General features: G+C 54.2%; 9 protein-coding genes and 1 pseudogene. All 10 read left to right on the top strand.

What is annotated here, in order from left to right; genetic code table 11:
- The first annotated feature begins 242 nt into the window (after positions 1-242).
- The 10 genes and pseudogenes from ilvI (at position 243) to mraY (ending at position 11,649) form a co-directional block, all read left to right on the top strand.
- Positions 243-1,967, top strand: a complete 1,725-nt coding sequence (gene ilvI, locus EHN07_RS00955; RefSeq protein ID WP_124022361.1) for an acetolactate synthase 3 large subunit — start codon at positions 243-245, stop codon at positions 1,965-1,967.
- A 2-nt stretch (positions 1,968-1,969) separates the two neighbouring features.
- Positions 1,970-2,461, top strand: a complete 492-nt coding sequence (gene ilvN / locus EHN07_RS00950; RefSeq protein ID WP_124022360.1) for an acetolactate synthase small subunit — start codon at positions 1,970-1,972, stop codon at positions 2,459-2,461.
- Between the two features lie 171 nt (positions 2,462-2,632).
- Positions 2,633-3,636: pseudogene (cra, locus tag EHN07_RS00945) on the top strand (catabolite repressor/activator).
- A 560-nt stretch (positions 3,637-4,196) separates the two neighbouring features.
- A complete protein-coding gene (mraZ, locus tag EHN07_RS00940; protein WP_034493348.1) occupies positions 4,197-4,655 on the top strand; it encodes a division/cell wall cluster transcriptional repressor MraZ in 459 nt (152 codons plus the stop codon).
- Positions 4,656-4,658: 3 nt separating this feature from the next.
- Entirely contained in the window at positions 4,659-5,600 is a 942-nt protein-coding gene (rsmH, locus tag EHN07_RS00935; protein WP_124022359.1) for a 16S rRNA (cytosine(1402)-N(4))-methyltransferase RsmH, read from the top strand.
- On the top strand, positions 5,597-5,962 hold the full coding sequence (gene ftsL, locus EHN07_RS00930; RefSeq protein WP_124022358.1) for a cell division protein FtsL: 366 nt from the start codon (positions 5,597-5,599) through the stop codon (positions 5,960-5,962). The genes rsmH and ftsL overlap by 4 nt, the downstream gene beginning before the upstream one ends.
- Before the next feature lie 15 nt (positions 5,963-5,977).
- Entirely contained in the window at positions 5,978-7,744 is a 1,767-nt protein-coding gene (locus EHN07_RS00925; RefSeq protein WP_124022357.1) for a peptidoglycan glycosyltransferase FtsI, read from the top strand.
- Entirely contained in the window at positions 7,731-9,218 is a 1,488-nt protein-coding gene (murE, locus tag EHN07_RS00920; protein ID WP_124022356.1) for a UDP-N-acetylmuramoyl-L-alanyl-D-glutamate--2,6-diaminopimelate ligase, read from the top strand. Before EHN07_RS00925 ends, murE begins: the two co-directional genes overlap by 14 nt.
- The gene (murF, locus tag EHN07_RS00915) at positions 9,215-10,573 is read left to right on the top strand and encodes a UDP-N-acetylmuramoyl-tripeptide--D-alanyl-D-alanine ligase (protein ID WP_124022355.1); all 1,359 of its coding nucleotides are present in this window, start codon (positions 9,215-9,217) and stop codon (positions 10,571-10,573) included. Before murE ends, murF begins: the two co-directional genes overlap by 4 nt.
- Positions 10,567-11,649 carry a phospho-N-acetylmuramoyl-pentapeptide-transferase gene (gene mraY, locus EHN07_RS00910; RefSeq protein WP_064556689.1) on the top strand — a complete coding sequence of 361 codons (1,083 nt, stop codon included), beginning with the start codon at positions 10,567-10,569 and terminating at the stop codon, positions 11,647-11,649. The genes murF and mraY overlap by 7 nt, the downstream gene beginning before the upstream one ends.
- The last annotated feature ends 1 nt before the right edge of the window (position 11,650 follow it).

Here is an 11,650-nt window from a genome sequence, read left to right as displayed (position 1 = left end):
GATGATACTTTTAAGCATAGTACAGGCGTATGTTTAGAGCTTAACTCCGCCAGATAGGGGTTTTGCAGTACTCGCAAGCGAACCTCTGGCCCGCAGCCGAAGATTGGCAATTGATTGCCTGATTTTCAACGGTTATGTTAAGCGCACTAGAAAAATAACATGCAGGGCGCAACAACCTGCCTCAACGACTCCGCAGAAATGATTTCTGCAGTCGGTCAAACACGCAAGCCTGGAGGCAAACCATGGAGATGTTGTCAGGAGCCGAGATGGTCGTCCGATCGTTAATCGATCAGGGCGTTAAGTATGTATTCGGTTATCCCGGAGGCGCGGTCCTCGATATTTACGATGCGCTTCATACTATTGGCGGTATCGATCATGTGCTGGTGCGCCATGAACAGGCCGCTGTGCATATGGCTGATGGCCTTGCGCGGGCAACGGGAGAAGTCGGTGTCGTGCTGGTCACATCCGGGCCTGGTGCCACCAATGCGATTACCGGGATTGCCACCGCTTATATGGATTCCATTCCGATGGTGGTGCTATCAGGCCAGGTGGCGACATCGCTGATTGGGTATGACGCCTTCCAGGAGTGCGACATGGTGGGGATTTCGCGCCCGGTGGTGAAGCACAGCTTTTTAGTTAAACAAGCGGAAGATATTCCCGCGATTATCAAAAAAGCCTTCTGGCTTGCGGCAAGCGGCCGTCCAGGGCCGGTCGTCATTGATTTGCCGAAGGATATCATGAGCCCGGCAAACAAGCTGCCTTATAGCTATCCTGAAACCGTTAGCATGCGTTCTTACAACCCCACCACTCAGGGGCATAAAGGGCAAATTAAGCGGGCATTGCAAACGCTGCTGGCGGCGAAAAAACCCGTGATGTACGTGGGCGGCGGCGCCATTACTTCTTCCTGCCACGATGAATTACTCGGCTTAGCAGAAAAACTGAATATTCCAGTCGTCTCTTCCTTAATGGGCCTCGGCGCATTTCCCGGAAGCCATCGTCAGGCGCTGGGTATGCTGGGGATGCATGGCACCTACGAAGCCAATATGGTCATGCACCACTCCGACGTGATTTTTGGCGTGGGCGTGCGCTTTGACGATCGCACGACTAACAATCTGGCGAAGTACTGCCCGAATGCAACCGTGCTGCATATTGATATCGATCCGACGTCTATTTCTAAAACCGTGGGCGCCGACATTCCTATTGTTGGCGATGCGCGGCAGGTTCTTCAGCAGATGCTGGAACTGCTGGCGCAGGAAGATACCCCACAAGCCTGTGATGATATTCGCGACTGGTGGCAGCAGATTGAACAATGGCGCGCGCGTCAGTGCCTGGAATTCGACAGAACCAGCGACAAAATTAAGCCGCAGGCGGTCATTGAAACTATCTGTCGTCTGACCAACGGCGAGGCATATGTCACCTCCGACGTTGGCCAGCACCAGATGTTTGCCGCACTCTATTACACCTTTGATAAACCCCGCCGTTGGATTAACTCCGGTGGCCTCGGCACGATGGGCTTCGGCCTGCCAGCCGCGTTGGGGGTGAAAATGGCATTGCCGGAAGAAACCGTGGTTTGCGTGACGGGGGATGGCAGTATTCAGATGAATATCCAGGAGCTTTCTACCGCGTTGCAATACGGTTTGCCGGTGCTGGTGCTTAACCTTAACAACCGCTATCTCGGCATGGTGAAGCAGTGGCAGGATATGATTTATTCAGGCCGCCATTCCCAGTCCTATATGGAATCCTTACCGGACTTTGTGCGTATTGCCGAAGCGTACGGGCATGTTGGGATCGGTATCAGCGAGCCGCAAGAGCTGGAAAGCAAACTGATTGAAGCGCTGGAGGCGGTGCGTAATCAGCGCCTGGTGTTTGTCGATATCACCGTTGATGGCAGCGAACATGTGTACCCTATGCAGATCCGTGGCGGCGGTATGGATGAGATGTGGTTAAGCAAAACGGAGAGAACCTGATTATGCGCCGGATATTATCTGTCTTACTCGAAAATGAGTCCGGGGCGCTGTCCCGTGTTATAGGCCTGTTCGCTCAGCGTGGCTACAATATCGAAAGCCTGACGGTAGCACCGACAGACGATCCGACCCTCTCACGGATGACGATTCAAACGGTAGGCGATGCCAAAGTGCTGGAGCAAATCGAAAAGCAGCTTCATAAGCTGGTGGATGTTCTGCGCGTGAGCGAGCTGGGGCAGGGGGCGCACGTTGAGCGTGAAATCATGCTGGTAAAAGTTCAGGCGAGTGGCTATGGTCGTGAAGAAGTGAAACGCAACGCAGAGATTTTTCGCGGGCAGATCATTGACGTTACGCCCACGCTCTACACCGTACAGCTGGCAGGCACCAGCGACAAGCTGGATGCGTTCCTCAACGCCATCCGCGAAGTGGCAAAAATTGTTGAAGTGGCGCGCTCGGGTATTGTCGGCGTATCGCGTGGCGATAAGATCATGCGCTAGCCTGTGAAGGTGGCGGAATAGTAACCCGGTAACCAGAACCGGGTTTTTTTTTGCCAATGACCCAACAACTGCCCGCAAAAGCGGTTGCCCGAGTTATTATTCTGCGCTTAGATGCTAAAAACGAAACCATGACCAGGGTATGGTTATGGAAATCCTAAAGAAGGGGCTACTGTGAAATTGGATGAAATCGCGCGCCTGGCTGGAGTGTCGCGCACCACGGCGAGCTACGTTATCAACGGTAAGGCAAAACAGTATCGCGTCAGCGATAAGACCGTTGAGAAAGTCATGGCGGTTGTACGCGAACACAACTACCACCCTAATGCGGTGCCGCGGGATTGCGTGCCGGGCGCACGCGTTCTATCGGGTTGGTCATTCCAGATCTTGAGAACACCAGCTATACCCGTATCGCTAACTATCTTGAGCGGCAGGCGCGCCAGCGTGGCTACCAGCTGCTTATCGCCTGTTCAGAAGATCAGCCCGATAATGAAATGCGCTGCATTGAACACCTTTTGCAGCGTCAGGTGGATGCGATCATCGTGTCGACTTCACTGCCGCCTGAGCATCCTTTCTACCAGCGCTGGGCGAACGATCCCTTCCCGATTATCGCCCTCGACAGGGCATTAGATCGGGAAAACTTTATTAGCGTCGTAGGGGCCGACCAGGAAGATGCAGAAATGCTCGCCAGCGAGTTGCGTACTTTCCCTGCGGAAACCGTACTTTATCTCGGTGCGCTGCCGGAGCTTTCCGTCAGTTACCTGCGTGAACAAGGTTTTCGTAGCGCGTGGAAAGACGATCCGCGTGAAGTGCATTTTTTATACGCTAACAGCTATGAACGCGAAGCCGCAGCACGGCTATTTGATCAATGGCTGGAAACACACCCCATGCCGCAGGCGTTATACACCACTTCATTCGCATTATTACAGGGAGTGATGGATGTCACCTTGCGCCGCGAAGGGCAGCTGCCTTCTGAGCTGGCGATTGCGACCTTTGGGGATAATGAGCTGCTCGATTTTCTGCAATGCCCGGTGCTTGCCGTTGCCCAGCGTCACCGTGATGTTGCCGAGCGCGTGCTGGAATTAGTTCTGGCAAGTTTAGATGAGCCGCGCAAACCTAAGGCCGGGCTGACGCGTATTCGCCGTAATCTCTATCGTCGGGGAAGTTTAAGTCGCCGCTAAACCGTGATGGCAGTTACGGCTGCCATTTAATTAAGAATTGTCCCGTTTTTATTCCCCGGTTATTCAGACAATTATTTTTCATTGGCAATAAGCAATGGTTAATACATAAATAGATATAATTCTGGTCTTTGAATTATTTTGTTACACAGCAAAGGGTAAAAATGCCGGATAATTAAACAATCGTCATCGCTTACTGCACAAACTATCTTGCCAGCCCCCGTTTCGCCTGCATCTGGCGCTGTTAACCTTGCGCGAAATACCTTAAAATGCCGACCGCGTCGCAAACTGAACACTTCCTATTTTACCTGTCAGGTTTTCAGTCGATTTAACGATATTTATGCTTATTGATCTTTTTTCTTTCAAATATTCATAACGTTAATTTTGCATCGTGGATGTAGCGCCTTTTCACGCCAGTCATTTATCAATCGCTTAGAAGATGGAAATTATTTCTATTAGCGTTGTAGCTTGCTTGACAAGGTTTTCCTCCGCTCCGTAAACTCCTTTAGGTGGGATTTTGTGGGGCAAAGTGGTGGAAAGGGGAATTTAAGGGTGAGGCTGGCATGTTCCGTGGGGCAACATTAGTCAATCTCGACAGCAAAGGGCGGCTTGCCGTACCTACCCGTTACCGGGAAAAGCTTGTCGAAACCTCTGAAGGTCAGATGGTTTGTACCATCGACATCCATCACCCGTGCCTGCTGCTTTATACCCTTCCCGAGTGGGAAATTATTGAACAAAAGCTAGCTCGTCTGTCGAGCATGAACCCGGTAGAGCGTCGCGTGCAGCGGCTGCTGCTGGGCCATGCCAGTGAATGTCAGATGGATAGCGCCGGGCGATTGTTGCTGGCACCCGTTTTGCGCCAACACGCCGGGCTAACCAAAGAAGTGATGCTGGTTGGGCAGTTCAATAAGTTTGAACTGTGGGATGAAACGACCTGGCATCAACAGGTCAAGGAAGACATCGACGCTGAGCAGGCCACGACGACTACGTTGTCGGATAGGCTGCAGGACTTGTCACTCTAAATAATGATGGAAAATTTTAAACATACTTCGGTGCTGCTTGATGAGGCCGTGAATGGCCTTAACATTCGTCAGGATGGCATTTACATTGATGGCACCTTTGGCCGTGGTGGCCATTCTCGCTTAATTCTTTCCCAGCTGGGGCCAGAAGGACGTCTGCTGGCTATCGATCGCGATCCACAAGCGATTGAGGCGGCACAGGCGATTGACGATCCGCGCTTCTCCATTATTCATGGGCCTTTTTCTGAATTAGCCGAATACGCCCGCGAACGTGACCTGCTGGGGAAAATCGACGGCATCCTGTTGGATCTTGGCGTCTCTTCCCCACAGCTTGACGATGCGGAACGTGGTTTCTCCTTTATGCGCGACGGCCCGCTGGACATGCGTATGGACCCAACGCGCGGTCAATCTGCCGCGCAGTGGCTGCTTAGCGCAGACGAAGCGGATATTGCCTGGGTTATCAAAACCTTCGGTGAAGAAAAGTTCGGCAAGCGTATCGCCCGCGCCATTATCGAGCGCAACCGCGAACAGCCAATGACGCGTACCAAAGAGCTGGCAACGGTTGTCGCTGCGGCCATGCCGGTGAAAGATAAGTTCAAACACCCGGCCACGCGCACCTTCCAGGCTATCCGTATCTGGATCAACAGCGAACTCGAAGAGATTGAGCAGGCCCTGAAAGGCTCAATTGAAACGCTCTCCCCTGGCGGTCGGCTATCGATTATCAGCTTCCACTCGCTTGAAGACCGCATTGTTAAGCGCTTTATGCGTGAAAACACCCGTGGACCCCAGGTTCCGGCGGGTCTGCCAATGACGGAAGCTCAGTTGAATAAGCTCGGCGGCAGGTATTTAAAATCCATCGGCAAAATGATGCCTGGCGACGAAGAAGTGGCGGAAAACCCGCGTGCCCGCAGTTCGGTACTGCGCATCGCTGAAAGGACGAATGCATGATAGGCAGAGTGGCAGAAACCCTGAGTAAAGTGACAGGTCAGCTGAGCAGTGGCGAGCGTCATGCGCTGCCTACGGTGATTGGTGGTGACTTGTTGCGTCATGGGAAACTGCCGCTGATCTTATTTGCCGCCATTATCGTTACCGCCATTTTTGTTGTGACCACCGCGCACCACACCCGTCTGCTCACCGCACAGCGCGAGCAAATGGTGGTGGAGCGTGATGCGCTGGATATCGAATGGCGCAACCTGATTCTGGAAGAAAACGCACTGGGCGATCATAGCCGGGTGGAGCGGGTCGCGACGGAAAAGCTGCAGTTGCAGCATGTCGACCCATCGCAGGAAAACATTGTAGTTCAGCAATAAGGAATCGCGTGGCAGATGAGAGCAGCGGCAAAAACGCTTAAACCGAAACGCCAGGAAGAACAGGCCAACTTTGTCAGTTGGCGTTTTGCGTTGCTTTGCGGTTGCATTTTGCTGGCGCTGGTTTTCCTGTTAGGTCGCGTGGCCTGGCTGCAAATCATCGCGCCAGACATGCTGGTACGTCAGGGCGATATGCGTTCCTTGCGTGTGCAGGAAGTCTCAACTTCCCGCGGCATGATTAGCGACCGTGCAGGCCGCCCATTGGCCGTCAGTGTGCCGGTTAAGGCGATTTGGGCCGACCCGAAAGAGTTGCACGACGCAGGCGGCATTACGCTGGATAACCGCTGGAAAGCGCTGGCGGACGCCCTGAAAATCCCTCTCGATCAGCTCGCCTCCCGCGTTAACAGCAACCCGAAAGGTCGCTTTATTTATCTGGCTCGCCAGGTAAACCCGGACATTGGCGACTACATCAAAAAACTCAAACTTCCGGGGATTCATCTCCGTGAGGAATCTCGTCGCTACTATCCTTCAGGCGAAGTAACTGCTCACCTCATTGGCTTCACCAACGTCGATAGTCAGGGGATTGAAGGGGTTGAGAAGAGCTTTGATAAATGGCTGACCGGGCAACCGGGCGAGCGCATTGTGCGTAAAGACCGCTTTGGGCGCGTGATTGAAGATATTTCTTCAACCGACAGCCAGGCCGCCCACAATCTGGCGCTGAGCATTGATGAGCGCTTGCAGGCCTTGGTTTATCGCGAGCTAAACAACGCCGTGGCCTTTAACAAAGCCGAGTCGGGCAGTGCGGTGCTGGTGGATGTGAATACCGGTGAAGTGCTGGCGATGGCAAACAGCCCGTCCTATAACCCAAACAATCTGAGCGGCACGCCAAAAGATGTGATGCGTAACCGCACCATCACGGACGTTTTCGAGCCGGGCTCCACCGTTAAACCGATGGTGGTTATGACCGCGCTGCAACGTGGCGTGGTGCGTGAAAATACCGTTCTGAATACCGTGCCGTACCGCATCAATGGTCATGAGATCAAAGATGTGGCGCGCTACAGCGAATTGACCCTTACCGGGGTGCTACAGAAGTCGAGTAACGTCGGGGTTTCAAAACTGGCGTTAGCGATGCCCTCCTCAGCGTTAGTAGATACTTACTCACGTTTTGGACTGGGAAAAGCGACCAACTTGGGGCTGGTCGGAGAACGCAGTGGCTTATATCCGCAAAAACAACGGTGGTCTGACATAGAGAGGGCCACCTTCTCTTTCGGCTACGGGCTAATGGTAACCCCGTTACAGTTAGCGCGAGTCTACGCAACGATTGGCAGCTACGGCGTGTATCGCCCGCTGTCGATTACTAAGGTTGACCCTCCGGTGCCTGGCGAGCGTATTTTCCCTGAGCCGCTGGTGCGTACCGTGGTGCATATGATGGAAAGCGTGGCATTACCCGGCGGCGGCGGCGTGAAAGCGGCGATTAAAGGCTACCGTATCGCCATTAAGACCGGTACCGCGAAAAAAGTCGGGCCGGATGGCAAATACGTTAACAAATACATCGCTTATACCGCAGGCGTTGCGCCAGCAAGTAACCCTCGATTTGCACTGGTTGTGGTGATTAACGACCCGCAGGCAGGGAAATATTACGGCGGTGCCGTCTCTGCACCCGTGTTCGGTGCCATCATGGGCGGCGTGCTGCGCACCATGAATATCGAGCCGGATGCACTGGCGACAGGCGAAAAAAGTGAATTTGTAATTAATCAAAAAGAGGGATCAGGTGGCAGATCGTAATTTGCGCGACCTTCTCGCTCCGTGGGTGCCAGAGCTGCCTTCGCGAGTACTGCGAGAAATGACACTCGATAGCCGCGTGGCGGCATCGGGCGACCTTTTTGTGGCTGTGGTAGGCCATCAGGCGGACGGGCGTCGATATATCCCACAGGCAATAGCGCAAGGCGTAGCCGCAATCGTTGCTGAAGCTGAAGGCGAAGCCGTCGATGGTGAAATCCGTGAAATGCACGGCGTGCCGGTTATTTATCTGAGCCAGCTGCATCAACGTCTTTCTGCTCTGGCTGGGCGTTTTTATAACGAACCCTCAAGTGCATTGCGCCTGGTTGGCGTAACCGGCACCAATGGTAAAACGACCACGGCTCAATTGTTGGCACAGTGGAGCCAGCTATTGGGCGAAACCAGTGCGGTAATGGGCACCGTAGGCAACGGTTTGCTCGGTAACGTAAAGCCAACCGAAAACACTACCGGCTCAGCCGTTGACGTGCAGCATGTGCTGGCCAGCCTCGCTGAGCAAGGCGCGAGCTTCGCCGCCATGGAAGTCTCCTCCCATGGGCTGGTGCAGCATCGCGTTGCCGCGCTGAAATTCGCCGCCAGCGTGTTTACCAACCTCAGCCGCGATCATCTTGATTATCACGGTGATATGGCGGGTTATGAAGCGGCTAAATGGCTGCTGTTTTCGGAACATGATTACGGCCATGCCATCATCAATGCGGATGACGAAGTCGGGTGTCGCTGGCTTGCGCGTTTGCCCGATGCCATTGCCGTGACGATGGAAGATAATTTGCAGCCTGGCTGCCGTGGCCGCTGGTTGAAAGCAACCAACGTGCATTATCACGATGGCGGGGCCACTATCCAGTTCAGCTCTTCATGGGGCGATGGAGAAATTGAAAGTCGTCTGATGGGGGCTTTCAACGTCAGCAATTTGTTGTTAGCGCTAGCTACTCTGTTAGTGCTGGATTACCCACTCGAAGAACTGCTGAAAACGGCCCCGAGTCTGCAACCCGTTTGCGGACGTATGGAGGTGTTCAGCGCGCCGGGCAAACCGACAGTAGTGGTGGATTATGCCCACACGCCGGATGCCCTTGAGAAAGCACTGCAAGCTGCTCGTTTACATTGCAGCGGCAAGCTGTGGTGTGTGTTCGGCTGCGGCGGCGACCGCGATAAAGGCAAGCGCCCGATTATGGGGGGAATTGCTGAACAATACGCTGATGTGGTGGTGGTTACCGATGACAACCCGCGCACCGAAGAGCCGAAAGCCATCGTTGGCGATATCCTGGCCGGCATGCTGGATGCGGGGCGCGCGCATGTGGTGTCAGGCCGTGCCGAGGCCGTGACCAACGCGATTATGCAGGCCAATGAAAATGATGTGGTTCTGGTTGCCGGTAAAGGCCACGAGGACTATCAAATTGTTGGTGTGCGCCGTCTGGACTATTCGGACCGCGTTACCGTCGCCCGCCTGCTGGGAGTGGTGGCATGATTCGCGTCTTATTGAGCCAGCTTGCCGCTGTTATGCAGGCGGAACTGCACGGTACGGATGCTGAGATCGTCGAGGTCACAACCGATACCCGCAAATTAACGCCGGGCTGTCTGTTTGTGGCGCTGAAAGGCGAGCGTTTTGATGCTCACGATTTTGCACAGGACGCGGTAAACGATGGCGCCGGAGCATTGTTGGTTAGCCGCAAGCTGGATGTGAATATTCCCCAGCTTGTGGTGGCCGATACCCATCAGGCCTTTGGCGAGCTGGCAGCATGGGTTCGCCAGCAGGTGCCAACGCGTATTGTTGCGCTGACGGGGTCTTCCGGTAAGACCTCCGTTAAAGAGATGACCGCGGCGATTCTGCGCCAGTGCGGCAACACGCTGTATACCGCTGGCAATCTGAATAACGACATTGGCGTGCCCATGACGTTGTTACGCCTGACGCCAGAATATGAATTTGCGGTGATTGAGCTGGGTGCTAACCACCAGGGCGAAATTGCCTGGACGGTAAACCTGACCCGTCCGGAAGCCGCTTTGGTCAATAACCTCGCTGCGGCACATCTGGAAGGATTTGGTTCACTTGCCGGTGTTGCGAAAGCAAAAGGTGAGATTTTCGCCGGGCTGCCGGATAACGGTATCGCGATTCTCAATGCAGACAATAACGACTGGCTGAACTGGCAGGAAGTGATTGGCGAACGCAAAACCTGGCGCTTCTCGCCGAATGCCGCAGGCAGCGATTTTTCCGCCACCAACGTGCGCATCACCGCACGTGGCACCGATTTCACCATCAAAACGCCGGTTGGCGACATTGATGTGACTTTACCGTTACCGGGTCGTCATAACATCGCCAACGCGCTGGCGGCGACGTCGCTTGCGATGGCGGTGGGCGCAACGCTGGAAGCGGTCAAGATCGGCCTTGCCGACCTTAAAGCCGTGCCCGGTCGTCTCTTCCCGATCCAACTTTGCGAAAACCAGCTTCTGCTTGATGACAGCTATAACGCCAATGTCGGGTCAATGACCGCCGCTGCGCAGGTGCTGTCTGAAATGCCGGGTTTGCGCGTGATGGTCGTTGGCGATATGGCCGAATTAGGTGACGAGGCTGTTGAGTGCCACCGCCAGGTGGGTGAAGCAGCAAAAGCATCAGGCATTGATTGCTTGCTAAGCGTAGGCACGCTGAGCGAATTTATCAGCCAGGCCTCTGAAGTCGGCGAACATTTTACCGATAAGTCTTCTTTAATCGTGCGCCTGAAGGCGCTTATCGCCGAGCATTCAATGATAACTATTTTAGTGAAGGGTTCACGTAGTGCCGCCATGGAACAGGTCGTACGCGCATTACAGGAGAATGGAACATGTTAGTTTGGCTGGCCGAGCATTTGGTCAAATATTATTCCGGCTTTAACGTCTTTTCGTATCTGACGTTTCGCGCCATTGTCAGCCTGCTGACCGCTCTGTTCATCTCGTTATGGATGGGGCCACGTATGATTGCGCGTTTGCAGCAGCTCTCCTTCGGCCAGGTGGTGCGTAACGACGGCCCGGAGTCCCATTTCAGCAAACGCGGTACGCCAACCATGGGCGGGATTATGATCCTGACCTCTATCGTTATCTCGGTGTTGATGTGGGCTTATCCGTCAAACCCCTACGTCTGGTGCGTGTTGTTTGTGCTGGTCGGTTACGGCGCGATTGGCTTTGTTGATGATTACCGCAAAGTGGTGCGCAAAGACACCAAAGGCTTGATTGCCCGCTGGAAGTATTTCTGGATGTCCGTTATCGCGTTGGCAGTCGCATTCACCATGTACAGCGCAGGAAAAGGAACGCCAGCCACCGAGCTGGTTGTGCCGTTCTTTAAAGACGTGATGCCGCAGCTTGGCCTGTTCTACGTGCTGCTGGCGTACTTTGTGATCGTCGGCACCGGTAACGCCGTCAACCTCACCGACGGCCTCGACGGCCTGGCGATTATGCCAACCGTGCTGGTGGCCTCTGGTTTTGCGCTGGTCGCCTGGGCGACAGGTAACATTAAGTTCGCGGAATATCTGCATATTCCCTACCTGCGCCATGCGGGCGAACTGGTTATCGTCTGTACCGCGATTGTGGGGGCCGGGTTGGGCTTCCTGTGGTTCAACACCTATCCGGCGCAAGTATTTATGGGGGATGTCGGCTCACTGGCTTTGGGCGGTGCGCTCGGTACCATCGCGGTGCTGCTGCGTCAGGAATTCCTGCTGGTGATTATGGGTGGGGTATTTGTGGTTGAAACGCTGTCGGTCATTTTGCAGGTTGGCTCCTTCAAACTGCGCGGGCAGCGTATTTTCCGTATGGCCCCGATTCATCACCATTATGAATTGAAAGGCTGGCCGGAGCCGCGAGTGATTGTGCGCTTCTGGATTATTTCGCTGATGCTGGTACTGATCGGCCTGGCTACCCTGAAGGTGCGTTAAC

This window comes from Buttiauxella warmboldiae, assembly GCF_003818135.1.
GTDB lineage: Bacteria > Pseudomonadota > Gammaproteobacteria > Enterobacterales > Enterobacteriaceae > Buttiauxella > Buttiauxella warmboldiae.
This window is presented reverse-complemented; position numbering and strand designations above follow the sequence as displayed.